Origin of the sequence: Streptomyces sp. NPDC102467 (assembly GCF_044765445.1) — a bacterium.
In the GTDB taxonomy this organism is placed as follows: Bacteria; Actinomycetota; Actinomycetes; order Streptomycetales; family Streptomycetaceae; genus Streptomyces.
The window spans coordinates 283834-307967 of sequence record NZ_JBIWKA010000006.1 but is presented as its reverse complement, the minus strand read 5'-3'; the positions used below and the strand labels follow the sequence as shown (position 1 = coordinate 307967).

Genomic DNA, 24134 nt, shown 5'->3' with positions numbered 1-24134 from the left:
GGGTGTTTATGTGAATGAGTGGAGCTCACTCCTGCGCTTGGCCCGAGCCAGGAGATCCGATGTATCTGCGGAGTTGGGGCCGTCGTGCTCAGCGCCGCGTCAGCCGCACCACCGTGCTCGGCCGGTCACCCTTGGGCAGGCGCAGCGGCAGACCGTGCGTCAGCAGCGTCGCCGCTTCGTGCTCGGTGCCGGTGGCGTCATCGACGTAGACCGCCGATGGGGAGAGGCCGGCCAGGCGCAGGTCGCGGTCCCGGCCCCATGCCAGGACGACGACCCGGTCGCCCGCCCGGTACTGCACGGCGTCCGCGAGCCGGTACTGCTCGCCGAACTGCACGACCGGGCGGATCTCCTTGTACAGCTCCACCAGGTCGCGCGCTTGGGCGAGTTGGGGCCCGGTCCAGCGCGAGAGGTCGCCGCCGATGCCGAGCGCGCCCGCCATCGCGACATGGAAGCGGTACGCCAGTGGCGTGCTGCGACCGGTGTGCGGGTTGGGGCTGTCGGTGACCCACGCGGACATGGTGCGGGCCGGGTAGATCTGGCTGTAGCCGTGCTGGATGGCGACGCGGTCGTCGGCGTCCGTGTTGTCGGAGATCCAGGTCTGGTCGGTACGGGCCAGCATCCCGAGGTCCGCGCGGCCGCCACCGCCCGAGCAGCCCTCGACGCGCAGTCCCGGGTGCGCGCGGCGCAACCGGTCGAGGACCGCGTAGACACCGCGCGTGTGGTCGGTCCACAGCCGTTCGGCGTCGGGGTGTCCTGGCCAACCCGCCTCGGTGAACGCCCTGTTCATGTCCCACTTCAGGAAGTCGATCGCGTACGTCGCCACGAGCCGGTCGAGCCAGCCGTACGCCCACTCGGTGACGTCGGTGCGGGCGAAGTTGAGGACGAGTTGGTGGCGCAGTTCGGTGCGGCGGCGGTGCGGCATGTGCAGCACCCAGTCGGGGTGCGCCCGGTACAGGTCGCTGTCCGGGTTGGTCATCTCCGGCTCGACCCACAGGCCGAACCGCATCCCGAGCCGCCGCACCTCATCGGTCAGCGGGCCGAGTCCGTGCGGGAACCGTTCGGGATTCGGCTGCCAGTCGCCGAGCCCGGCCCGGTCGCTGACCCGGCGCCCGAACCAGCCGTCGTCCACCACGAACAACTCGACGCCGAGGCCCGCGGCGCGCTCGGCCAGGGCCCGCTGGCCCTCCAGGGTGACGTCCCAGCCCGTCGCCTCCCAGCTGTTGTAGACCACGGGCCGTACCTCGTCGGGGCGCGGCAGCACGTGCGCGGCGGTGTACCGGTGCCAGCCACGACTCGTCGCGCCGAAGCCGCCGACACTGAACTGCCCGGCGAACACCGGGGTTTCATGACTTTCGCCGGGTTGCAGCCGCCAGCTCAAGCCATCGTGACCGGCGCCACCGGTCACCGTGAAAGGTCCGCCCGTGTGGTCGCGCTGCGCCGTGATCCGCCAACTCCCGGACCAGGCGAGGACCATGCTCCACACCTCGCCGTGCGTCTCGTCCGCGTCGCCCGCGTCGACCATCAGCCAAGGGTTCGCGTAGTGGCCCGACACTCCACGCCTACTGGTGAACACGGTCTCTGCGTACGGGGCTTCGGTGCGCCGCAGCTGGGTCTCGCCGGACCATTCACCGACCGCGTGGCTCAGCCGCACCCCGGACCCGGCGGGCACGGACCAGCTCGCCGCGTCGCAGCGCAGGATCTCGATGGCGTCGTCGCCGGCCTCGGCCGACCCCAAGTGGCGCAGGGTCAGGGAGCGTTCGATGACGTCGCTGTCCGCGTGGACCGTGTAGTGCAGCGTGCAGCCGAGTGGGTAGTGGCGGTCGCGCAGCCGTACGTGCAGCCGGTCGCCCTCGATCTCGTGGCCCTCGTGCACCCACTCGACGCCGCGTGTCCCGTCCGCGTACCGCACGAGCAGCGACGGCACCCCGAACCGGGCGCCGCCCTCAACAGCCAGTTCCTCACCGCTCGTCGAGGCGAAGCTGCTGGTCGCACCGTCATATGTGGGCAGGGCCGCCGCCTGGCCGAGCGTGAGGCGCGCGCCCCAGTGCACATGCCGTGGTCCCTCGTCCGCGCCGATGCGCAGCGCGTACGAGGTGGCGGGGGTGGTGAGCAGGAACGTACGGCTGGGCTCGTCGAAGAACACCTGAGAGTCGTAGGACATCTGAGACATGAGCCGGAGCCTAGATGCGAAAACCCTGAATTTAAATATTGACGAAGGAAATTATTGCCCCTACGTTTCCCCCATGTTGCTGAACCGAGCGAAGCTGCTCGCGTCTCCGGCGGCCAACTCGGTGTTCACGACAGTGCTCACGCGTGGTCCGGTCGTCCGTCCCGAGATAGCCCGGATCACCGGTCTCTCCTCCGCCGCCGTCACCAAGGCGGTCAAGCCGATGATCGAAGCCGGATACCTGGAGGAGCTCCCGCAGGGGCCGCGAACCGTCGAGGGCGCGGGCCGGCCCGCACACCCCCTCGCGGTCCGTGCCGACCGGGAGTTCTTCGTGGGCGTCAAGGTCACGGCCGACGAACTCATCGGTGTCGTCACCGACTTGAGGGCGCAGGTGAGGGCCGCCCACCGGATGCCCGTGTCCGGGCGGTCCGCCGCTCGGGTCGTGGGCGACATCGCCGCGCTCGTCGCGGAGCTGACCCCCGCGCACGCCGAGCGGACACACCACATCGGAGTCTCCGTCTCCGGTGACGTGGACCGGCCGGGCGGCGTCGTGCGCTACTCGCCGTTCCTCGGCTGGCGCGATGTCCCACTGGCCGAACTGGTCGGCACGGCAACGGGGTTGACGGTCACGGTCGAGAACGACGTGAAGGCGCTCACCGTCGCCGAGCAGTGGTTCGGCGAGGGCGTGGGCACCGACTCCTTTGCTCTCGCCACGGTCGGGGTCGGCATCGGCTGCGCGCTCGTCGTCAACGGCCGCCTGGTGGCCGGGGGTTACGGCGTGGCCGGCGAGATCGGCCACATTCCGGTCGCGGCCGGGGACGGGCCCGCCTGCCACTGCGGCGCCCGCGGCTGCGTCGAGGCGATCGCCTCCGAGGAGGCCATCGTCGGCCGGGCCCGGCGGGCGGCAGCCGACCCCGGCCTCGACATGGCCGGGGCGATCGACCGCGCACACGGCGGCGACGCCGCGGTGCGGGCCGTGTTCGACGAGGCGGGCGAGGCCATCGGGCTCGGCCTCGCCGCCATGGTCAACCTGGTCGGACCCGAGCGGGTCGTCGTCTCCGGGGAGGGCGTGGCCGCGTACGACCTCTTCGAGGAGCAGATCCGCGCCGCCTTCACCCGGCAGGCCTTCGGGGCCGCCGCCCGCTGCCCGCTCGTCGTGCGCCCCCTGCCCTGGGAGGAATGGGCGCGCGGGGCGGCGGCCGTCAGCATCCAGTCACTCTTCGCCGCGTGAACCCGTCTGCCGACCGACCCCTCGCACGTCTCCGTCCCCGGAAGGACCCTGTCATGACTGCCAGTTCCGCCCTGTCCCGCCGGGGATTTCTCGGCACGTCCCTGCTGTTCGTGGCCGGTGCGGCCGTCGCCTGCTCCAGCAACCCGCAGGAGACCGCCTCCGCCAAGGGGGCCAAGGTCACGCTCACGCAGTGGTACCACCAGTACGGAGAGGAAGGCACCCAGGCAGCGGTGAAGCGGTACGCCGAAAAGTTCACCAAGGCCAACCCGGACATCGCGGTCAACGTGGTGTGGGGCGCGGACGTCTCCCAGTACGAGACCAAGCTCAACGCTGCGCTGCTCGGCGCCGACGCCCCCGACATCTTCGAACTCGGCGACTTCCGCGCCGAGATGGCCCGCAAGGGACAGCTCGAACCCCTCGACGACGTGTACGGCTCCGCCAAGGACGGTTTCAACAAGGCGGACCTCGACTACCTCACCGTCGACGGCAAGCTCTACGGCATCAAGACCATCGACGACATCATGGTGCTGTACTACCGCAAGTCGATGCTGAAGAAGGCCGGCGTCACCCCGCCCACCACCTTCGCCGAACTCGCCGACGCAGCACGCAAGTTGACATCCGGTGGCGCGAAGGGCCTCTTCATAGGCAACGACGGCATCGGCGACAGTCCCTACCTGCTCGCCTGGTCCCAGGGCGTCGACCTCATCGACGGCAAGAAGGTCGTCTACGCGGACGCCGCCAAGTCCATCGGCGGCCTGCACGACCTGCACTCCGACAAGTCGGTGCTGCTCGGCTTCACCACCGACTGGTACGACCCCGGGGCGTTCAACCAGGGCGCCGCCGCCATGCAGTGGTGCGGCCTGTGGGCACTGCCCGCCGTCGAGAAGGCGCTCGGTGACGATTTCGGGGTGGTGCCCTGGCCCGCGTACGACTCCGCCGGCAAGGCCGTCGCCCGGCTCGGCGGCTGGACACAGGCGATCCACTCCAAGAGCAAGCACGTCGCCGAGGCCAAGAAGTACCTCCGGTGGCTGTGGGTCGAGCAGGCCGACATCCAGATCGACTGGGCCGTCAAGTACGGCTTCCACGTGCCGCCGCAGGCCGAAGTCGCGGCCAAGACACCGGAGTTGAGCAAGGGCGCCGCCAAGGATGCCGTCGCCATCGCGAACAAGAACGGCATCTCCTTCCCGGCGGAATGGACGCAGGCCATGCAGGCCGAGTTCATCGCCGCGGCCGCCGACATCGCGAAGGGCGAGGGCGCCGAGAAGGCCCTGAACAAGGCCCAGTCCAAGGCGCAGTCCGACCTCGACAAGCAGATGGGCTGAGGGTCATGACCGCCACCGGCACCGCGCCCGCGCGCAAGAGTGCCGCCCGGCCGTCGCCCGCCCCGGCGCCGCGCCGCCGGCGGCTGACCGAGCGGCAGTCGAAGGGCATCGCCTTCGCCGTCCTCACCGCGCCGATCCTCCTCGGCCTCGGCCTCTTCCGTTACGTCGCCATCGCCTGGAGCTTCCTGCTCAGCTTCAGCGAGGCGCGCCGCACCATCTCCCTCGGCAACTGGGTCGGCCTGGACAACTACAAGGAGCTCCTCAGCGACGAGCGGTTCCGCGACTCCCTCACGATGATCGTGCTGTTCACGGCGCTCATCGTGCCGCTCACCTTCGCCGCGTCCCTGGGCCTCGCCGTCCTCGTCAACCGGGTACGGCGCGGCCGGGCCTTCTTCCGCACCGCGTTCCTGCTGCCCGCCGCCGTCAGCTACGTCGCTGCCGCGATGATCTGGAAGATGGCCCTGTTCAGCGGGGTGCCGTCCGGCCTCGCCAACACCCTCGGCGCGCTCTTCGGCGCCGACCCCACACCCTGGATCCAGACCCAGAGCCCGCCCCTGTACTGGATCGTGCTGGTCACGCTGCGCCTGTGGCTCCAGGTCGGCCTCTACATGATCCTGTTCATCGCCGGCCTCCAGTCCATCCCGCCCCACCTGTACGAAGCGGCGTCCCTCGACGGCGCCGGCGCCTGGCGCACCTTCCGCAGCATCACCTTCCCCATGCTGCGCAACACCTCGGTGGCGATCCTGCTGCTGATGCTCATCGCCGCGCTCCAGGCCTTCGACGAGTTCTACGCGATCTTCTCCACCGGCGCCTCCCTCGGCAGCGAACCCGTGCGCACCCCGCTCATGCACCTGTACGGCGTCGCCCTCCAGGACCAGGACTACGGCGTCGGCTCCGCCGGAGCCTTCCTGCTCACCCTCCTGATCGTGCTGGTCACGCTCCTCCAGGGCCGGATCCTCGGGTTCGCCCGCGACAAGGACTGATCCATGAACCGTATGCGAGGCGGCGTCCTCGGCTCCGCCGCCACCTACCTGGGCCTGTGCCTGATGTCCGTGGTCTTCCTGATCCCGTTCTACGTGCTGCTGCGCAACGCCTTCATGACGACGCCGGAGGTCACGGCCACCGACTGGCACTGGCTGCCCTCATCGTTGAGCTGGTCCAACTTCACGTCCCTGTTCGACAACCCGGAGCGCCCCTTCGGCCGCTCGATCCTCAACTCCCTGTTGATCGCGGTCGTTTCGGCCCCCGTGTCGACGCTGCTCGCCTCGATGGCCGGATACGCGCTCGCCCGCATCGCCGTACCGGGACGGGCGGTCGTGCTCTCGCTCATCGTCGGCACGCTGATGATCCCGCAGGCCGTCACGTTCCTGCCGACGTTCGTCGTGGTCGGCTCCATGGGCGGCGTCAACACGATGTGGGGGCTGATCGCGCCGGGCCTGTTCAACGCGTTCGCCGTCGTCCTCTTCCGCAGCTTCTACGTGTCGTTCCCCGCCGAGATCGAGGAGGCGGGCCGCATCGACGGCCTCAGCTACCTCGGCGTCTACGGGCGCATCATCCTGCCCAACTCCGTCACGATGATCGCCTCCCTCGGCGCGCTCTCCTTCATCGACGCGTGGAACTCCTTCCTGTGGCCGCTGATGATCGGCCAGGACCCGAACAGCTGGACCGTGCAGATCGCGCTCTCCAGCTTCCTCACCTCCCAGACCGTCAACCTGCCCGAACTGTTCGCGGGCACGGCCGTGGCGATCCTCCCTCTCGTCGTCATGTTCCTGGTCGCCCAGCGCCACATCGTCCAGGGCATCGCGATGTCCGGCCTCAAATCCTGAACTCCCTCTTCCCCGGAGGTACTTCCAGTGATCGGAACCACCCGCCGCGCGGTCCTCACCGCCGCCTGCGCGCTGCCCCTCGCCCTCGCCCTGCCCTCGGGCGCCGCCGAGGCGAGAACCCCGTACGTCAAGCCCTTCATGGGCTGGAGCAGCTGGAGCGTGGAGTCGTCCACGCGCGGCGGCTACGGCACCCACTGGCTGAACGAGGGCAACATCAAGAACGCCGCCGACTCGCTCAGCGGCAAGCTCTCCTCGGCCGGATACCGGAACCTCAACATCGACGCCGGCTGGAACTTCGACTACGACTGGAACTTCCACACCGACGCGAACGGCATCCCGAACGCCGACAAGGACCGTTTCCCCAGCGGCATGTCCGCGCTCTCCGACTACGTCCATGGCAAGGACCTCAAACTCGGCCTGTACGGCGCCGCGGGCCTGGAGAAGGAGGTCTACGACAAGAACGCGCCGATCCTCGGCACCGACTGTCATGCGCAGGACATCGCGGTGCAGCCGCTGACGCCGACCAACAAGTGGGGCGGCAGCTGGAAGATCGACTACAGCAACCCCTGCGCGCAGGAGTACATCGACTCGATCGTCGCCCGGTACGCCTCCTGGGGCATCGACTTCATCAAGATCGACGGCGTGACGAAGGACAACGTCGCCGACATCAAGGCATGGTCCACGGCGATCGACCACAGCGGCCGCGGCATGTGGCTCTCCGCCAGTGCCTGGCCCGTCGACCTGGAGGCCGGTGACGGCCTGCGCCCTTACGCCAACGGCGTCCGCGTCGACACCGACATCGAGTGCTACTGCGAGACGACCAGCACCTGGACCAGCTCCGTCGACGACCGCTTCGCCGACCTGCCCCAGTGGCTGCCCAAGCTGTCCGCTCCCCACTACCTCGCCGACCTCGACTCGATGCCGATCAACAACAACACCGGCAGCGGCCTCCAGGACGGCATCGACGACACCGAGCGGCAGACCGTCATGACGTTCTGGTCGATGGCGTCGTCCCCGCTCTACGTCGGCGGTGACATCTGGTTCCTCGACGACAAGGCCAAGGCGATCCTCACCAACCCCGAGGTCATCGCTGTCGACCAGGCGGCGGTCCTGCCCAAGCAGCTCCGCGCCGGGGACACGCAGGTGTGGACGAAGCGCGTCGGCGGCGCCACGTACCTCGCGGTCTACAACCTCGGCTCCACGGCCACGGACATCACCGTCGACCTCACGTCCGCGGGCGTGCACGGCAAGCAGCGACTGCGTGACGTCGTCGCCCGTAAGGACATCGGCTCGGCCACCCGCTCCTGGACCGCGACGGACGTCCCCGCGCACGGCTCCCGCCTCATCAAGCTCTCCTGACCGCCCGCCGCGCCCGACTTGAGGAGCCGCACATGAGCAACGGACCGTCCCGGCGCCTGGTCCTCGGAGGACTCGGTACCGCACTCGCCCTGAACGCGCTGCCCGCTTTCACGGCACACGCCGCGCCCCACCGCCCTGCCACCTCCGCCCTCGTCCCCGCCGACGAGGCGACGACCCTGTGGTATCCGGAACCGGCGGACGAGGACCTCCTCGTCGAGCAGGGCCTGCCGCTCGGCAACGGTCGGCTCGGCGCCCTCGTCGGCGCCGACCCCGCCCGGGAGCTCCTGCACGTCACCGACGCCACCCTGTGGACCGGCGGCGCCAACGCGACCCTCGACGGCGACGGCCAATTCCCGTACGGCAGAGACGACTTCGGCAGTTTCACCCTTCTCGCCCGGGTCATGGTCAGCCTGCCGGGACACGAGCGCTCCGCCGTCACCGACTACCGCCGCACCCTCGACCTGAGCAACGGGCTCGTCACCACGGCGTACACCAAGGGCAAGGTCCGCCACGTCCGCGAGATGTTCGCCAGCGGCCCCGACGACGCCATCGTGATCCGCATGAGGCAGAGCGGCGGTGGCTCCCTCACCGGCGCCGTCATCCTCTCCGGCACCCACGGCGAGACGACGGGCGTGGACAGGGACCGCGGGATCGCCGCCTTCACCGCGGCCCTCGGCAACAAGCTGCGGTACGCCGCCGCCGTCACCGCCGCCGGGGACGGCACCATCGCCGCCACCGGCACCCGCGTCACGTTCACCGACTGCACCGAGGTCACCCTCGTCATCAGCGGCGGCACGGACTACGCGCCGGACCACGCCGCCGGCTACCGCGACCCGGGCACCGACCCGCTCGCGCTCGCCCAGGACAAGGTGATCGCCGCGGCGCGGACTCCGGCGGTCCGGCTGCGGGACACGCACGTCGCCGACTACCGCTCCCGCTACGACCGGCTGACCCTCGACCTCGGCCGCTCCGGCGGCGGACAACGCAAGCTCGACACCTGGTCGCGGCTGCGAGCGCGCGCGGCCGAGGGATCGGCCCCCGACCCTGAACTGGAGGCCAGTTACCTGCAGTTCGGGCGCTACCTGACGATCTGCGGATCGCGGGGCGGCCTCCCCATGGGGCTCCAGGGGCTGTGGCTGGAGGGCAACACCCCGGACTGGATGGGCGACTACCACACCGACATCAACGTCCAGATGAACTACTGGCTGTCCGACCGGGCCGGACTCGGCGACGCCTTTCCCGCCTTCGCCGACTACTGCCTCGCCCAGCTCCCCGCGTGGAGCGACGTGACACAGAAACAGTTCAACGACCCCCGCAACCGCTTCCGCAACACCACCGGCAAGGTCGCGGGCTGGACGGTCGCCTTCTCCACCAACCCGTACGGCGGCCTCGGCTGGTGGTGGCACCCGGCCGGCAACGCATGGCTCTGCGAATCCCTTTACGAGCACTACGAGTTCACGCAGGACACCGAGTACCTGTCCCGGATCATGCCGCTCCTCAAGGGTGCCTGCGAGTTCTGGGAGGCGCGGCTGATCACCACGACGGTCGACGGGCGCGACGTCCTGATCGACGACCACGACTGGTCGCCCGAACAGGGCCCGCAGGACGCCCGCGGCATCACGTACGCCCAGGAACTCCTGTGGTCCCTCTTCGGCCACTACGAGGAAGCGTGCCGCACGCTCGGCCGCGACGCCGAACACGCCGCGGCCATAGGGAAGTTGCGCGAACGCCTCTACCTTCCCGAAGTCAGCCCGAAGTCCGGCCGACTCGAGGAGTGGATGAGCGAGGACGACCTCGGCGAGACGACCCACCGCCATCTGTCGCCGCTCATCAACCTGTTCCCCGGCGACCGTATCCGCCCGGATGCCAATGACCCTGAACTCATCGTCGGTGCAACGGAGTTGCTTGCTTCGCGCGGTATGGAGAGTTACGGCTGGGCCTGCGCCTGGCGCGCGGCGTGCTGGGCCCGGCTGAAGGACGCCGACAAGGCCTACCGGTTGGTGCTCACCAACCTGCGGCCCTGGGCGGGCGGCGACACCGGCACCGCGATGAACTTCTTCGACATGTACCGGGTCTCGGACACCCGGGCCATCTTCCAGATCGACGCCAACCTCGGCACCCCGACGGCGATGCTGGAGATGCTGGTCCACTCCCGGCCGGGCCGCATCGAGCTGCTGCCCGCCCTGCCCGACGCCTGGGCCGCCTCCGGGTCCCTCACCGGCGTGGGCGCGCGCGGCGGGTTCACGGTCGACGTCGCGTGGCAGCGGGGACGGGTGCGTACGGCGACGATCCGCAGTGTCGGCGGGCGCAGGACCGGCGTCGTCATCGGCGGGAAGACCAGGAACGTCGTACTGGAACCGGGGCAGGCGGTGACGCTGCGCGGCCGGTGACCAGGCGCTCCACGTCCGACGCGGGCGGGACGGTCAGGTGCCGTCCGCGGAGCCCTTGCCCGACGCGTCGAGCGCGGCGACGGCGTCGCGCGCCGCCTGCACCGCACCCGTGCCCACGGTGTCGGCGGACGGCGCGCCCTTGGACTCGAAGTCGCTGCCGTTGTAGGTGACGGTCACCAGCGTGTTGGCCTTGCGGACCGTGACCACGGCCTCGCGGGTCTGCTGCTTGTTTTTGGTGACGAGGTTCGTGGCAAGGCGTGCCTGATCGCCGATGTCCTGCGCCGTGCTGTCCGCGTCGCTGCCGGACGTGAAGGCCTTCTTCGCCAGGGCGTCGGTCTCCTTCACCTCGAAGGAGACGTCGAGCCAGCGGTAGTCGTACCCCTTGAGGGCGCTCCAGGAGCAGCCGCGGCGCACCGACTCGTCGGTCGCCGCCAGCTCCTTGCCCGCCGTCTTCGCACTGGGTACGAGCGAGGTGACCGTCTTGCTCGCGACGGTGCCGCAGGGCACGGGCGGCTTCGCGTACGTCTTCGCCGCCACACTCCCGCTGGGGCCGCCCGACGCCGACGCCGACGCCTGCGGTGCCGGTTTCTTCTCCGCCGTGTCGGAGGTGTCGGACATCGGGCCCGTCGACCAGGCCCAGCCCACGCAGGCGAGCACGGCGACCGGCAGCAGCCGGGCGGTCAGGGTGACCGGGAGCGGGAGAGAACGCACGGCGTACGTCCCTTACGTGTCAGGGGGGTGAGGGACGCCAGTTTCACATGAGTTGCTGTGCGGCGATACCGCCACTTCTGTCACCCCGACGTCACACACGGGTATCACGCACCGTCATGACACCCCGCCCTCACACCCCGCCGTCATGCCCCGCTCACGCCCTGCGTCCCGGCGTGCTGCCGTGACCAGCCACACCCCGGCGCGCATCCGTACGCCGCGTGCAGAGGCGTACGGGCGGAGCGTGTCCTCCAGCAGGGCGCGCGTGGGGGCGGGCACGCGCCGGCGCGGCGTGCGGGAGAGGAGGAAGTCGACGGCGTCGGCGGGAGAATCGCCCCAGCGGGTGCAGACGTTCACCGGGTTGACGGCGATGTGCTCGAACGTGCGGTGCAGCACGGCGTGGATGCGGTACGGCTCGGACAGCGAGGCCATGGCGGCGCCCGCGGCGCGCGCGCCGGGGTCCGGCTCGGCGGGCGGCAGATCCTGGGTGCCCTCCGCCAGACGCCGGGCGAACAGCCCGAGAGCCGTGCTCTCCTCCGTCTCCGGGCCGGGGCGGCGCGGGCAGACGAAGACGAGCCGCCCGCCGCTGCGCAGCGCCCGCGCCACGTTCGCGAACGCCGCCACCTGGTCCTCGAAGAACATCACGCCGCCGCGGCTGAGCGCGACGTCGTAGCTGCCCGGCGGATACGGATGCGTCTGCGCGTCCCCCAACTCGTACGTCGCGCCCCGCGCCCCCTCCTCGGCGGTACGCGCGCGGGCCCGCGCGATCAGCGGCGCCGAGATGTCCACACCGACGGCGTGTCCCGGCGCCGCGAGCCGGGCCGCCCTGCGGGTCGTGGCCCCGGCGCCGCAGCCGATGTCGAGGACCCGGTCGCCCGGCGAGATGGCGGCGGCCGCGAACAGCGCGTCGTCGGCCTCACCGAGCAGCGCGTCGAAGCGCTGGTACTGCGTCGCCCAGTGGTGGCCCAGCGGACCGTTCCAGGCCTGCTCCTGACGGAGGTTGGCGGTGGTCACGACGCCTCCAGGAATTCCGGTACGGGCAGCGCCGACTCGATCCGGTCCACGGCGGCGAACGCCCCGTAGGCGATCAGATGCACCAGGCAGTGGTCGGTGAACGGCGGCACGCGCCACGCCGCGACGTCCTCGTCGGTGATCCGGTACGGCGCGAGCGCGGCCAGCAGCGCGAGCCGCGCCCCCGGCCGCTCGGCCCGGTCAGGCAGCTGCGGCCAGGCGGGCGCCGGGTGCGAGCCGTCCCACTGCGCGACCGTTTCCTGTACGAGGCCGAGGTCGGCGTCGTCGAGGAGGCCGGCGCCCGTCGTGGCCGCGGTGCGCAGGGCGTCGTAGGCAGGACCGACGGAGGTGCCGGCCGCCCACGCAGGGCCGGGGCCGGGGGAGTCGAGCAGGGCCAGCGAGGTGCCGGGCGCGTGGGCGGCCCGGACGACGCGCGAGACGCTCCGGCCGGCGAGTGAGCGGGCCGCCCGGAGGCGCTGGGCACCCGCGGGCAGCAGGTTCTCGGTGCACAGCGCGGACACGATCCGGTTGATGAAGTGGAAGGTCAGTGCGGTGCCGATGTGCGAGGCGAGATCGGCGCGGGCGAACGGCGGCGGCGTCAGGCCGGGGGAGCCGGGCACGCGGGTGGCGCGCCCCCACTCCAGGAGCCGGGCCGCCCGCTCGTCGCGCGGGGACTCGGCGCGGGCCACCGCCTCGCCGAGCGCGTGGTCGCCGTTCGCGTGCAGCAGCACGGCATGCGCGTCGATGCAGAACGGGCAGCGGTTCGCGAGGGAGGTACCGGCCGCGACCAGCTCGCGGTCGGTGCGCGAACCGCTGCCCGCGATCAGCGACTCGCGCAGCAACGACCAGGCGGGCGCGAGGAGTTCGGGCGCCGAGGCGAGGACGACGAGGGTCGAGGGGTGCGGGATGCCGAAGTCGGTCGCGGTCTGCGCCCAGACCGCGGCGGCGGTGCCGGTGGCGGACCGGGGCGACGGTGGTTCCGTATAGCGGTACGGGCCGGACATGCGGGCTCCTCGGGCCGGTGTGGCGGTGGCGCTGCGGACCCGTTCAGGCTCACCCGGAGCCCCGGCCGCGGGCGTCGTACGACCGAGCCCACCTCGGCCTACTCCCGGGGGAGTAGCCGCCGGGCCGGGGCCGTCCTCACGGCGGACGCCGATGTCAGTGGCGCCGTCTAATCTTCCGGACATGCAGGGGGACTTGGGCACGGAAACGGGCAGGGCAGCGGTGACGGGCGGGGCAGCGGTGATGGGCTCGCCCGCGCCGCCCGCCCTGCGTGGGCACGTGGCCGACGCGGCGCTCGCCGTCGTGGTCGGCGCCGTCGTGGTGCTCGCGGCGGCGCTCACCGACAGCGCCGCCGGGCCGCTGGACTACGTACTGATGATCGCGGCGGCGGCCGCTCTGGCGGGCTACCGCCGGGCGCCCCGCGCGGTCCTGGCGGTCACCACCGCGCTGACCTCGGCCTACGTCATATACGCGCACCCCGGCCCGGCGGCGGCGCTGCCCGTGCTCGTCGCGGTCCTCACGGCGGTCCGGGTGGGGTACCGGGGCCTTGCCGCGGCCACGGCGGGCGCCTTCCTCGCCGTCTACATCACGCGGGACGCACGCGCGGCGGACGGCGCCACCACGCGCGGCATGCTGCTCGCGGGCTGGTTCCTGTGTGCGGTCGTGACGGGGCTCGCCGACAAGAACTGGCGGGCGTATCTGCACCAGACCGAGCAGCGCGCCCTGGAGGCCGAGCGGACCCGCGAGGAGGCGGCGTTGCGCCGCGCGGGGGAGGAGCGGCTGCGGATCGCGCGCGAGCTGCACGATTCGCTCACCCACAGCATCTCGATCATCAAGCTGCAGGCGGGAGTCGCCGTCCACCTCGCGCGCAAGCGCGGCGAGGAGATGCCGCCCGCGCTGCTCGCCATCCAGGAGGCGAGTGGCGAGGCGATGCGCGAACTGCGGTCCACACTGGACGTGTTGCGCACGGACGAGCCGACGGGCAGCCCCGCGCTGCTGGTGGAGCGCGCCCGCTCGGCAGGCATCCGTGTCGAGCTCGCCGTGACCGGCACCGAGCGCCCGCTGCCCGCCCCGCAGGACCGGGCGGCGTACCGGATCGTGCAGGAGGCCCTCACGAACGTGGCACGACACGCCGGACGTGAGGCGCAGGTGGCAGTACAACTCGCCTATGGGGAGGCCGAGTTGCTGGTGTGCGTGACGGACACCGGTACCGCGTCCCGGGACCGCCCGGTCACCGAGGGCACCGGTCTGACCGGAATGCGGGAGCGGGTCGGCTCGCTGGGCGGCACGCTGTCCGCGGGGCCCCGTGAGAACGGCGGCTTCGAGGTGCGGGCACGGCTGCCGCTCGCCGTGGCGCCCGGGGCGGACCCGGGGACGCCGACGGCCGGCCGGACCGGCGACAGAATCGCGACGGCGAGCCCCGCACGCGCCGCACGTGACACGCGGGGAGCGCGCCAGGAGGCCCTCCCCGGGGCCGCCCCGTGATCCGCGTCGTGCTCGTCGACGACCAGGCGCTGATGCGCGCCGGGTTCCGCGCGCTGCTCGACGCCGAGGACGGGATCGAGGTCGTGGGGGAGGCCGCCGGTGGGGACGAGGGAGTGGGACTCGTCCGGGAGCGCGTACCGGACGTGGTCCTCATGGACGTACAGATGCCGGGCACCAGCGGCATCGAGGCGACGCGGCGGATCGCCGCCGATCCCGCCCTGGCCGGTGTCCGCGTCGTCATGCTCACCAACTACGGCCTGGACGAGTACGTCTTCGAGGCGCTGCGCGCGGGCGCGTCCGGGTTCTTGCTCAAGGACAGCGAACCGGAGGACCTGCTCACCGGGATCGGGGTCGTCGCGCGCGGCGACGCGCTGCTGTCGCCGTCCGTCACGCGCCGCCTCATCGGCGCGTTCGTGGCCCGGCCCCCGGACCGGGCGACCGCGCCGGGCCTGGAGTGCCTCACTCCGCGCGAGCGCGAGGTCACCGCGCTGGCCGCGCGCGGCCTGACCAACGAGGAGATCGCCGCGCACGTGGTGATCAGCCCCTTCACCGCCAAGACCCACATCAGCCGCGCCATGACCAAACTCGGCGCCCGCGACCGGGCCCAACTCGTCGTGTTCGCCTACGAGTCGGGGCTCGTCGCCGCAGGTACGACGGACGCCTCGCGGGGAGGTACGTAGGATCACGCCATGACGATCAGGGGGATGGCGGCGCTCGGCCGCGCCGGGGGACTCGTGGTGACGGCGCTGCTCGTCACGGCGTGCGGGACATCGGGCCCGCAGGCGTCGAGCGCGCAGGTATCGGGCCCAGGGGCACCGGCGGTGACGGGCGCCGCGGCCGACGCCGACCGCTGGCGGGTCCACGCGGACTCGCTCGAGACCGTGAGCCCGGCACCGCCGTACGGGAGCGTCGAGGTGCCGGGGGCCGCGAAGGCGACGGAGCCCGTCGGCCCCTGCCCCGACTCCGGAATGCGCATCACGGCGGGCGACGCCAACGCCGCCATGGGCCTGCGCGCTCTGACGGTCACCCTCACCAACTGCGGGGAGGCCGCCCTTCAGCTGTACGGCTACCCGCGGCTGAAGCTGGCGGAGAAGGACGGCACGCCCGTCGACGGCGTGCGCGTCATCGAAGGCACCGAGGACATCACCACCGCCCAGCCCGACGCGGGCCCGGCCCGCCTCACCCTGCGTCCCGCCGAGGCGGCGGTCACGGTCCTGGTGTGGCACAACACCTACGACGACACGACGAACCCGCCGGTCACCGTCGACCGCGTCACCGTCGACCCACAGCTGGGCCGCGGCACACAGACCCTCGTGCCCGACCCGGCACTCGATCTCGGCAGCACCGGCCGGCTCGGCACCACGGCCTGGCGCAAGAGGTGAACTCCGGCGGCTAGGATCCGACCGAGTTGCTGAGGGCGCGGACGCCGGGTCCGCCGTGGTGGTTGGGGGTCGGTGTGGTCGCTGGTCGTGTGGTGCGCTTCGACGGAGCGCGCGGGTATGGGTTCATCGCGCCGGACGACGGCGGTGAGGACGTCTTCCTGCATGTGAACGACCTCCTCATCCCCGAGTCGTATCTGCGCACGGGGCTGAAGGTCGATTTCGACATCGAGGAGGGCGACCGCGGCCCGAAGGCGTCGTCCGTGCAGCTCGCCGAGGGAGCCACCGCGCCGACGGCGCCCGGCCGGATCGCGGCCGAGGGCGACGACGTGCTGTGCGACGTGCTGCGCGTCGACGAGTTCACCAACGAGGTCACCGAACTGCTGCTGCGGGCCGCGCCCTCCCTGACCGGCGAGCAGATCCTCGCGGTCCGCCGCGAGCTGGTGCAGAGCGGCCGCAAGCATGGCTGGGTGGACAGCTGAACAGCCTGACCAGCACCTGAGAGCTGTCTTGAACGATTCCCGGGGCCCGGGCCGAGTCGACGTACTCGGTCCGGGCCCCGGGCGTTCTCCGCACGTTTTCCGGACGGGCACCAGGGGGACGCCGGGTCGATCTGCCCCGCACATCCCTCTATGTCGCGTCCAGTTATTCAATCTTCATCGTTTCCGGTCCGACATCCGGACAACCCCCTTGTCCTGCGGACTGTATGCGAAATACGTTCTGCGGTATTCCTTGATCGCCCACAGGTTTCCTGTCGACACGCACAGGCGCCTGCGGATCCACTCCCTGGCGGAGGTATGCCCTCGTGCGCCGAACAGCGGTTGCCCTCGCGGCAGTTGCCCTGGTGATGTCCACAACGGCGGGCTGCGGCTCCCTGCAGTCCTCGGCCACCGAGGTCGGCGGGGAGCGGATGACCGACGACCGCCCCGTACGCGACGGCGGCACCCTCACGGTCGCCCTCAACGCGGACCCCGACAAGCTCGACCCGACCCTCGCGCAGACCCTCGTCGGCCGCACCGTCTTCGCCGGGATGTGCGAGAAGCTCTACGACGTCGACGCGCGGGGCAAGGCCGTGCCGCAGCTCGCGACCGCCCTGCCGAAGGTCTCCGCCGACGGCCGCACCGTCTCCTTCGACGTCCGTAAGGACGCGAAGTTCAGCGACGGCACGAAGCTCGACGCGGCGGCCGTCGTCACGTCCCTGCTGCGCCACCGCGACCTCGCGGGATCGGCCCGCGCCACCGAACTCGCCCCGCTCAAGAGCGCCGAGGCCACCGGCCAGTACGGCGTGCGGCTCACCCTCAAGCAGGCGTACGTCCCGCTGACCGCGGTGCTCGCCGACCGCTCCGGCATGGTGATGTCCCCGGCCGCGCTCAAGAAGTACGGCAAGAACTTCACCAACCACCCGTCCTGCGTAGGCCCGTTCAAGTTCGCCGAGCGCGTCGGCGGTGACCGCATCGTCGTCACCAAGGACGCGAACTACTACGACGCGGCCGCCGTCCACCTCGACAAGGTGATCTACAAGCCGATCCCCGACGGCAGCGTCCGCCTCGCCAACCTGCGCTCCGGAGACGTCCAGGTCGGCGACCAGATGGTCCCGGTCGACGTGAAGAGCGCGCTCACCGACAACAAGCTTCAGCTGTTCAACTCGCCCTCGCTCGGCTACCAGGGCATCGGCATCAACGTCGGCAACGTCAAGGGCCTCGGGGAGAAGCCCGGCCGCGTCGACACCCCGATGGCCCGCGACGTCCGCGTCCGCGAGGCCTTCGAGCTCTCCATCGACCGCGACCTCATCAACAAGGTCGTCTTCCAGGGCATGTACGAGCCGGCCTGCGGCCCCATGTCGCCGGAGTCCGCCCTCGCACCCGGCGTCAAGGCCTCCGAGTGCCCCAAGCGCGATGTCGCCGGCGCCAAGAAGCTGTTGAAGCGGGCGGGCGTCAAGGGGCGGGTGCCCGTCGAGCTGAAGATCTCCACCACCCCCGAGTGGAGCCGCATCGGCCAGGTCATCCAGGCCATGGCCAAGGACGCCGGATTCACCGTCACACTGCGCCCCACGGAGTACGCCACCATGCTCGAAGAGACCGACGACGGGCACTACACGGCGTTCAACAGCGGCTGGTCGGGACGGCTCGACCCCGACGGCAACATCGCCAGCTTCCTCCAGACCCAGGGTGCGATGAACGCCTACGGCCTCTCGGACAAGAAGATCGACGCCCTCATCGAGCGCGGCCGCACCGAGGCGGACCCCGCCGAACGCACCAAGATCTACGGCGAGTTGACCCGTCGTGCCAACGACGCGCACGCGCTGATCTACCTCTACCGCCAGAAGAACTACATCGTCGCCGGGAAGGACGTCGCGGGCGTGCGCGTCTACGGCGACGGACTCGTGCGGGTGAAGGATGCGGGGTACGCCAAGTGACGACCGCCCAGAGCGCCCAGGACACCGAGAGCGTTTCCTCTGTGCGACCGGCGGCGAAGAAGGCCGGGTTGTTCGCAGGCCACCCCATGGCCAAGTACGTCCTGACCCGCCTTCGCCAGTCCGTCATCACCCTCTTCCTCGTATCGATCGTCGTCTTCGCGGGCATCCGCGCCCTGCCGGGCGACCCGGCGCTCGCCCTCGCCGGTGAGGAGCGCAGCCCGAAGGCGCTCGCCGCGATCCGCACCGAGTACGGCCTCGACGACAACATCGTGATCCAGTACGCGCGGTTCATCGGCCACGCCCTCCAGGGCGACCTCGGCACGTCCTCGCGGACCGGACTGCCGGTCGCCGACGCCATCGGCCAGGCGCTGCCGGTCACGCTCGAACTCGCCGCGCTCTCCCTGCTGTTGGCGATCGTCCTCGGCATCGGCGCCGGAATCGTCGCGGCCGTACGGCGCGGCAGGCCCGCGGAGTGGATCGCCAACGGTCTCGCCCTGCTCGGCCTCTCGATCCCCACCTTCTGGCTGGGCATCGTCCTCGTCCTCGCCTTCGCCATCGCCCTGCCCGTCTCCGCGGCCTCCGGCTTCGTGCCCTTCGGCACCGACCCGATCGACAACCTGCGCCGCATGGTGCTGCCCGCGATCGTCCTCGGCTCCGGACTCGCCGCCGTCGTCATGCGCCAGACACGGGCCGCGATGCTCGACTCGCTCTCCGCCGACTACGTCCGCACGGCCCGCGCCAAGGGCCTCTCGCGCCGCGCGGTCATCGGCGGGCACGCACTCAGGAACTCCCTCGTCACGGTCGTCACCGTGCTCGGCCTGCAGCTCGGCCACCTGATCTCCGGCGCGGTCGTCACCGAGCAGATCTTCGTGCTCCCCGGCTTCGGCAAGCTGACCATCGACGCCGTCTTCACGCGGGACTACGCGACCCTGCAAGGCGTGGTGCTGTGCACCTCCGCCGCGTACATCTTCATCAACCTGCTGGTCGACGTGGCGTACTCGGTCATCGACCCGCGCATCCGGCTCGGAGGTGCCCGGTGACCACGCTCACCCTCACAGGAATACGGGCCCGCGCCGCGGGGAGCGGCAAGCTCCGCGCCCTGCGCAAGAACAAGCTGGCCATGACCGGTGCCGTCATCGCCGCGGTCTTCGTGCTCGCCGCGCTGCTCGCCCCGCTCATCGCGCCGTACGACCCCGCGCAGCCGAACTTCGACGACGTGCTGGCCGCGCCCGGCTGGAGCCACTGGCTCGGCACCGACGACCTCGGCCGCGACCAGCTCTCCCGCGTCGTCTACGGAGCACGGGCCTCCATGCAGGTCGGCGTGCTCGCGGTCGTGTTCGCCTTCGTCATCGGCGTGCCGCTCGGCCTGCTCGCCGGCTTCTACGGGCGGTTCACCGACAGCGTCGTCTCCCGCGTCACCGACACGATGCTCGCGTTCCCCTTCCTGGTCCTGGCCGTCGGCCTCGCCGCCGTCCTCGGCCCGTCGCTGTCCAACGCGACCATCGCCATCGGCATCTCGCAGATCCCGGCCGTCATACGTATCACCCGCGCCGAGACGCTCCGCCTCAAGCACGTCGACTACGTGGCCGCCGCCGTGGCCAACGGAGGCGGTGACGGGACCGTCCTGTTCCGGCACATCCTCCCCAACGCGACGTCCGCGCTCACCGTGCAGGCCACCGTCGGCATCCCCGCCGCCATTCTCGGCGAGGCCCTGCTCAGCTTCCTCGGCCTCGGCGTGCAGCCGCCCGAGCCGTCGCTGGGCGTGATGCTCTCCTCCGCCCAGTCCTTCCTCGCGCCCGCGCCCTGGATGGCGGTCTTCCCCGGCCTCGCCGTCGTCGCCGCGACCCTCGCGTTCAACCTGCTCGGCGACGGCCTGCGCGACGTCCTCGACCCCCGTGGAGCGACCCGATGAGTACCGAATCCGTGCTGAGCGAACCCGCCCCGAGTGACCCCGTGCTGAGCGTGCGTGACCTGTCGGTGTCGTTCCGCTCCGACACCCGCACGGTCCACGCCGTCGACCACCTCTCGTTCGACCTGCGCGCGGGCGAGGTCCTCGCCGTGGTCGGCGAGTCCGGCTGCGGCAAGTCCGTCACGTCCACGGCCGTCATGGGGCTGCTGCCGCCCACCGCGCACATCACCGGCTCCGTCCGGCTCGGCGAACGGGAACTGGCGGGCGCCGACGACAAGGCGTACGGGAAGATCCGCGGCAAGGACATCGCGATGATCTTCCAGGAGCCGATGACCTCCCTGAACCCGGTGCTCACGATCGGACGGCAGATCGGCGAGGTGCTCCGCCGCCACCAGGGGCTGAGCAAGAAGGAGGCACGCGCGCGTGCCGTCGAACTCCTCGACCTCGTAGGCATCCCGGCACCCGGCCAGCGCGTCGACGAGTACCCGCACCAGCTCTCCGGCGGCATGCGGCAGCGCGTCATGATCGCCATCGCGGTGGCCTGCGACCCGTCCGTGCTCATCGCCGACGAACCCACCACCGCGCTCGACGTGACCGTCCAGGCGGGCATCCTCGAAGTCCTCCAGTCGCTGCGCGAGCGCCTCGGCACCGCCATCGTGCTCATCACGCACGACCTCGGCGTCGTCGCCGACATCGCCGACCGGGTTCTCGTCATGTACGCGGGCCGCCCGGTCGAACAGGCGCCGGTGGACGAGCTGTTCGCGACGCCCCGGCACCCGTACACGCGCGGCCTGCTCTCCGCCGTGCTGCGCCCAGGCCAGGCCAAGGAGCGGCTGCCGGAGATCCCCGGGCTCGTGCCGAGCCTCGACGAACAGCCCGACGCCTGCACGTTCGCCCCGCGCTGCGCCCGCGCCGACTCCACCTGCACCACGAGCCGCCCCGGCTTCAAGGCGGTCACGTCCGACGCGGGTGCGGACGCCGCGCACCGCGCCGCCTGCTGGCACCCGCACACCCTCCAGGAGGCGACCGCCCCATGAGCACCCCGGCACTCGAACTCATCGGTCTGGAGCGGCACTTCGCGGGCGCCGGCGGTACCGTGCGCGCCGCCGACGGCGTCACCCTGACCGTCGGCCGCGGCGAGGTCGTCGGGCTCGTCGGCGAGTCCGGCAGCGGCAAGTCGACCGTCGGGCGGTGCGCCGTCCGCCTCGACGAACCCACCGGCGGCACCGTCCGTATCAACGGCACGGACGTGACGACCATGTCGCGGCGCGCCCTGCGCCCGCTGCGCAAGAACTTCCACCTGGTCTTCCAGGACCCGTCCTCCTCGCTCGACCCGCGCATGACCGTCGGCCAGATCGTCGCCGAGCCGCTGAAGCTGCACGGCATCGCGAAGAAAGAGGCCGCCCACGCGCGCGTGGCCGAACTTCTCGCACAAGTAGGGCTGCGTCCCGAGCACGCCGACCGGCATCCGCACGAACTCTCCGGCGGCCAGCGCCAGCGCATCTCCATCGCCCGCGCGCTCTCCGTCGACCCCGACCTGCTGGTCGCCGACGAGCCGACGTCCGCCCTCGACGTCTCCGTGCAGGCCTCGGTCCTGAACCTGCTCGCCGACCTCCAGCGCGACCGCGGCTTCGGCTGCCTGTTCATCACGCACGACCTGGCCGCCGTCGAGTACCTGGCGGACCGGATCGCGGTCATGTACCTGGGCCAGATCGTCGAACAGGCCCCTACAAGCGAGCTGTTCGCGGACCCCAAGCATCCGTACACGCAAGCCCTGCTGTCGGCCGCGCCCGTCCCGGACCCGGTCACGCAGCGCACCCGCGAACGCATCGTCCTGAGCGGCGAGCTGCCGAGCCCGCTGGCGCCCCCGCCGGGCTGCCGCTTCCACACGCGCTGCCCGCTCGCCGTCGACCGCTGCCGTACGGAAGTGCCCGCGCTGCGCACCCTGGAAGGCGGCCGCGAGGTCTCCTGCCACCTCGTCGCCGACGACGGGACCGCGCCCGACGCCGCCGCGGCCACCTCTCGTACGATCCCGATCACCCGCACCGCCACCCGCTAGGAGCCTTCTTGTTCACCACCCGGCCGACCCTCCAGGGCACCTTCGGCATGGTGTCCTCCACGCACTACCTCGCCTCCCAGTCCGCGATGGCGGTCCTGGAGGACGGCGGCAACGCCTACGACGCCGCGGTCGCCGCGGGTTTCGTGCTCCACGTGGTGGAGCCGCACCTGAACGGGCCCGCGGGCGAGGTGCCGATCATCCTCGCCCCGGCCGGCGGGGACGTACAGGTGCTGTGCGGCCAGGGCGGCGCGCCCGCCGGAGCCACCGTCGACCACTACAAGTCGCTCGGCCTCGACCTCGTACCCGGCACAGGACCCCTCGCGGCCGCCGTGCCCGGCGCCTTCGACGCCTGGATGCTCCTCCTCAAGGACCACGGCACGAAGTCCCTCGCCGACGTCCTCAAGTACGCCATCGGCTACGCGGAGGACGGCCACGCCCCCGTCGAGCGGGTCGGCGAGACCGTCGAGACGGTGCGCGAGCTCTTCGAGAACGAGTGGCCCTCATCGGCCGAGGTCTACCTCGTCGACGGCAAGGCCCCGGCCCCCGGCGAGCTGCTGCGCAACCCGCAGCTAGCCGCCACCTGGAAGCGCGTCGTGGCGGAGGCCGAGGAGGCGGGCGCCGACCGCGCCGACCAGATCGAGGCCGCCCGGCGCGTCTGGCGCGAGGGCTTCATCGCCGAGGCGCTCGTGCGCCAGTCCGGGCAGCCCACCAGGGACACCAGCGGCGAGCGGCACACCGGCACCCTCACGCTCGACGACCTGGCCTCCTGGGAAGCGACCTACGAGGCCCCGGCGACGTACGACTGGAACGGCTGGACGCTGTGCAAGGCCGGCGGCTGGAGCCAGGGCCCCGTCCTCCTCCAGCAGCTCGCCGTACTCCCGCCCGAGCTGCCCGCCTACGGGTCCGCCGACTACGTCCACCTGCTCATCGAGGGCTGCAAGCTGGCCATGGCCGACCGTGAGGCCTGGTACGGGGACGCCGCTCCTTCGGGGGTGCCGGTCGCCGAGCTGCTCTCCGACAAGTACAACGCCGAGCGCCGCGCCCTCATCGACCCCGACAAGGCCTCCCACGAGCTGCGGCCCGGCAGCCCGCTCGGCGCCGAGCCGCGCCTCAGCACGCACGCCAGCGCCGTCGCCGCCGGTGAGCCCGGCTTCGACGCCATGGGGGTCGCGGGCGCCGGTGAGCCCACGGTCGCCAAGAGCCCCACGTCCCCGGTGCCCGGCGAGCCCGACGTCGGCAGCGACGGCCTGACCCGCGGCGACACCTGCCACCTCGACATCGTCGACCGCTGGGGCAACATGGTCGCCGCGACCCCGTCCGGCGGCTGGCTCCAGTCCAACCCGGTGGTGCCCGAGCTCGGCTTCCCGCTCGGTACGCGCCTGCAGATGGCGTGGCTCGACGAGGGGCTGCCGAACTCGCTCACCCCGGGCCGCCGCCCCCGCACCACGCTGACCCCGTCGCTCGCCCTGAAGGACGGCGTCCCCGTGCTGGCCTTCGGCACGCCCGGCGGCGACCAGCAGGACCAGTGGCAGCTGCACTTCTTCCTGGCGGTGGCGCTGCGCTCTGCGGTCCGCGGCGGGCTCGACCTGCAAGGCGCCATCGACGCCCCGAACTGGCACAACGACTCGTTCCCCGGGTCCTTCTTCCCGCGCGGCATGCGCCCCGGGTCCGTGACCGTGGAGTCGCGGATGGACGAGGAGGTCATCGCCGAGCTGCGGCGCCGCGGGCATGACGTGACCGTCGGCGACGCCTGGTCGGAGGGCCGCCTGTGCGCCGTCGCCCGCGATCCGCGCACCGGAGTCCTGTCGGCGGCGGCGAACCCGCGCGGCATGCAGGGGTACGCGGTCGGCAGGTGACAGCCCTGTGGGTG

General features: G+C 71.6%; 20 protein-coding genes. 16 read left to right on the top strand and 4 right to left on the bottom strand.

Annotated elements, in window-relative coordinates; genetic code table 11:
- Positions 1-88: 88 nt before the first annotated feature.
- A complete protein-coding gene (locus ACIREE_RS14535; protein ID WP_404150921.1) occupies positions 89-2170 on the bottom strand; it encodes an alpha-galactosidase in 2082 nt (693 codons plus the stop codon).
- A gap of 73 nt (positions 2171-2243) precedes the next feature.
- Here ACIREE_RS14535 and ACIREE_RS14530 point away from each other — a divergent pair, with 73 nt between their 5' ends.
- The 6 genes from ACIREE_RS14530 to ACIREE_RS14505 are packed head-to-tail and all read left to right on the top strand — an operon-like array spanning position 2244 to position 10295.
- Positions 2244-3398, top strand: coding sequence for an ROK family protein (locus tag ACIREE_RS14530; RefSeq protein ID WP_404150919.1), 1155 nt, complete (start codon positions 2244-2246; stop codon positions 3396-3398).
- A gap of 53 nt (positions 3399-3451) precedes the next feature.
- Positions 3452-4720 carry an ABC transporter substrate-binding protein gene (locus tag ACIREE_RS14525; protein WP_404150918.1) on the top strand — a complete coding sequence of 423 codons (1269 nt, stop codon included), beginning with the start codon at positions 3452-3454 and terminating at the stop codon, positions 4718-4720.
- Between the two features lie 5 nt (positions 4721-4725).
- On the top strand, positions 4726-5703 hold the full coding sequence (locus ACIREE_RS14520; protein ID WP_404150916.1) for a carbohydrate ABC transporter permease: 978 nt from the start codon (positions 4726-4728) through the stop codon (positions 5701-5703).
- A gap of 3 nt (positions 5704-5706) precedes the next feature.
- Positions 5707-6546, top strand: a complete 840-nt coding sequence (locus ACIREE_RS14515) for a carbohydrate ABC transporter permease (RefSeq protein ID WP_404150914.1) — start codon at positions 5707-5709, stop codon at positions 6544-6546.
- 27 nt (positions 6547-6573) lie between these two features.
- Positions 6574-7905 (top strand): glycoside hydrolase family 27 protein, encoded by a 1332-nt coding sequence (locus ACIREE_RS14510; RefSeq protein ID WP_404150912.1) that lies wholly within the window; start codon positions 6574-6576, stop codon positions 7903-7905.
- Between the two features lie 32 nt (positions 7906-7937).
- Positions 7938-10295 carry a glycosyl hydrolase family 95 catalytic domain-containing protein gene (locus ACIREE_RS14505; RefSeq protein ID WP_404150910.1) on the top strand — a complete coding sequence of 786 codons (2358 nt, stop codon included), beginning with the start codon at positions 7938-7940 and terminating at the stop codon, positions 10293-10295.
- A gap of 33 nt (positions 10296-10328) precedes the next feature.
- Here ACIREE_RS14505 and ACIREE_RS14500 read toward each other — a convergent pair whose 3' ends face one another.
- The 3 genes from ACIREE_RS14500 to ACIREE_RS14490 all read right to left on the bottom strand — a co-directional run bounded on the left by ACIREE_RS14500 (position 10329) and on the right by ACIREE_RS14490 (position 13018).
- On the bottom strand, positions 10329-11006 hold the full coding sequence (locus ACIREE_RS14500) for a hypothetical protein (RefSeq protein WP_404150908.1): 678 nt from the start codon (positions 11004-11006) through the stop codon (positions 10329-10331).
- A gap of 114 nt (positions 11007-11120) precedes the next feature.
- Entirely contained in the window at positions 11121-12017 is an 897-nt protein-coding gene (locus tag ACIREE_RS14495) for a class I SAM-dependent methyltransferase (RefSeq protein ID WP_404150906.1), read from the bottom strand.
- A complete protein-coding gene (locus ACIREE_RS14490) occupies positions 12014-13018 on the bottom strand; it encodes a carboxymuconolactone decarboxylase family protein (protein WP_404150904.1) in 1005 nt (334 codons plus the stop codon). Before ACIREE_RS14490 ends, ACIREE_RS14495 begins: the two co-directional genes overlap by 4 nt.
- A 241-nt stretch (positions 13019-13259) precedes the next feature.
- On the opposite strand from ACIREE_RS14490, the gene ACIREE_RS14485 reads away from it, so the two are divergent.
- From ACIREE_RS14485 to ACIREE_RS14440, 10 genes are all read left to right on the top strand, one after another.
- The gene (locus ACIREE_RS14485) at positions 13260-14501 is read left to right on the top strand and encodes a sensor histidine kinase (RefSeq protein ID WP_404151228.1); all 1242 of its coding nucleotides are present in this window, start codon (positions 13260-13262) and stop codon (positions 14499-14501) included.
- Positions 14498-15181: a response regulator gene (locus ACIREE_RS14480; RefSeq protein ID WP_404150902.1), complete on the top strand. Its 684-nt coding sequence runs from the start codon at positions 14498-14500 to the stop codon at positions 15179-15181. Before ACIREE_RS14485 ends, ACIREE_RS14480 begins: the two co-directional genes overlap by 4 nt.
- A gap of 9 nt (positions 15182-15190) precedes the next feature.
- Entirely contained in the window at positions 15191-15883 is a 693-nt protein-coding gene (locus ACIREE_RS14475) for a DUF4232 domain-containing protein (RefSeq protein ID WP_404150901.1), read from the top strand.
- Between the two features lie 89 nt (positions 15884-15972).
- Positions 15973-16362 carry a cold-shock protein gene (locus ACIREE_RS14470; RefSeq protein ID WP_404150899.1) on the top strand — a complete coding sequence of 130 codons (390 nt, stop codon included), beginning with the start codon at positions 15973-15975 and terminating at the stop codon, positions 16360-16362.
- 323 nt (positions 16363-16685) lie between these two features.
- Entirely contained in the window at positions 16686-18296 is a 1611-nt protein-coding gene (locus ACIREE_RS14465) for an ABC transporter substrate-binding protein (protein WP_404150897.1), read from the top strand.
- An 86-nt stretch (positions 18297-18382) separates the two neighbouring features.
- Complete coding sequence (locus tag ACIREE_RS14460; RefSeq protein ID WP_404151226.1) at positions 18383-19336, top strand: ABC transporter permease; 954 nt, start codon at positions 18383-18385, stop codon at positions 19334-19336.
- Positions 19333-20208 (top strand): ABC transporter permease, encoded by an 876-nt coding sequence (locus ACIREE_RS14455; protein ID WP_404150895.1) that lies wholly within the window; start codon positions 19333-19335, stop codon positions 20206-20208. The genes ACIREE_RS14460 and ACIREE_RS14455 overlap by 4 nt, the downstream gene beginning before the upstream one ends.
- The gene (locus ACIREE_RS14450; RefSeq protein ID WP_404150893.1) at positions 20205-21242 is read left to right on the top strand and encodes an ABC transporter ATP-binding protein; all 1038 of its coding nucleotides are present in this window, start codon (positions 20205-20207) and stop codon (positions 21240-21242) included. The genes ACIREE_RS14455 and ACIREE_RS14450 overlap by 4 nt, the downstream gene beginning before the upstream one ends.
- Entirely contained in the window at positions 21239-22264 is a 1026-nt protein-coding gene (locus tag ACIREE_RS14445) for an ABC transporter ATP-binding protein (RefSeq protein ID WP_404150891.1), read from the top strand. Before ACIREE_RS14450 ends, ACIREE_RS14445 begins: the two co-directional genes overlap by 4 nt.
- A gap of 8 nt (positions 22265-22272) precedes the next feature.
- Positions 22273-24120, top strand: coding sequence for a gamma-glutamyltransferase family protein (locus ACIREE_RS14440; RefSeq protein WP_404150889.1), 1848 nt, complete (start codon positions 22273-22275; stop codon positions 24118-24120).
- The last annotated feature ends 14 nt before the right edge of the window (positions 24121-24134 follow it).

What these genes read in the sequence shown, in the direction of transcription:
- ACIREE_RS14490 (WP_404150904.1), bottom strand. Translation starts at nt 13,018, where the DNA reads ATGTCCGGCCCGTACCGCTATACGGAACCACCGTCGCCCCGGTCCGCC.
- ACIREE_RS14525 (WP_404150918.1), top strand. Translation starts at nt 3,452, where the DNA reads ATGACTGCCAGTTCCGCCCTGTCCCGCCGGGGATTTCTCGGCACGTCC.
- ACIREE_RS14530 (WP_404150919.1), top strand. Translation starts at nt 2,244, where the DNA reads ATGTTGCTGAACCGAGCGAAGCTGCTCGCGTCTCCGGCGGCCAACTCG.
- ACIREE_RS14445 (WP_404150891.1), top strand. Translation starts at nt 21,239, where the DNA reads ATGAGCACCCCGGCACTCGAACTCATCGGTCTGGAGCGGCACTTCGCG.
- ACIREE_RS14485 (WP_404151228.1), top strand. Translation starts at nt 13,260, where the DNA reads ATGGGCTCGCCCGCGCCGCCCGCCCTGCGTGGGCACGTGGCCGACGCG.
- ACIREE_RS14515 (WP_404150914.1), top strand. Translation starts at nt 5,707, where the DNA reads ATGAACCGTATGCGAGGCGGCGTCCTCGGCTCCGCCGCCACCTACCTG.
- ACIREE_RS14535 (WP_404150921.1), bottom strand. Translation starts at nt 2,170, where the DNA reads ATGTCTCAGATGTCCTACGACTCTCAGGTGTTCTTCGACGAGCCCAGC.
- ACIREE_RS14520 (WP_404150916.1), top strand. Translation starts at nt 4,726, where the DNA reads ATGACCGCCACCGGCACCGCGCCCGCGCGCAAGAGTGCCGCCCGGCCG.
- ACIREE_RS14460 (WP_404151226.1), top strand. Translation starts at nt 18,383, where the DNA reads ATGGCCAAGTACGTCCTGACCCGCCTTCGCCAGTCCGTCATCACCCTC.
- ACIREE_RS14505 (WP_404150910.1), top strand. Translation starts at nt 7,938, where the DNA reads ATGAGCAACGGACCGTCCCGGCGCCTGGTCCTCGGAGGACTCGGTACC.
- ACIREE_RS14450 (WP_404150893.1), top strand. Translation starts at nt 20,205, where the DNA reads ATGAGTACCGAATCCGTGCTGAGCGAACCCGCCCCGAGTGACCCCGTG.
- ACIREE_RS14475 (WP_404150901.1), top strand. Translation starts at nt 15,191, where the DNA reads ATGACGATCAGGGGGATGGCGGCGCTCGGCCGCGCCGGGGGACTCGTG.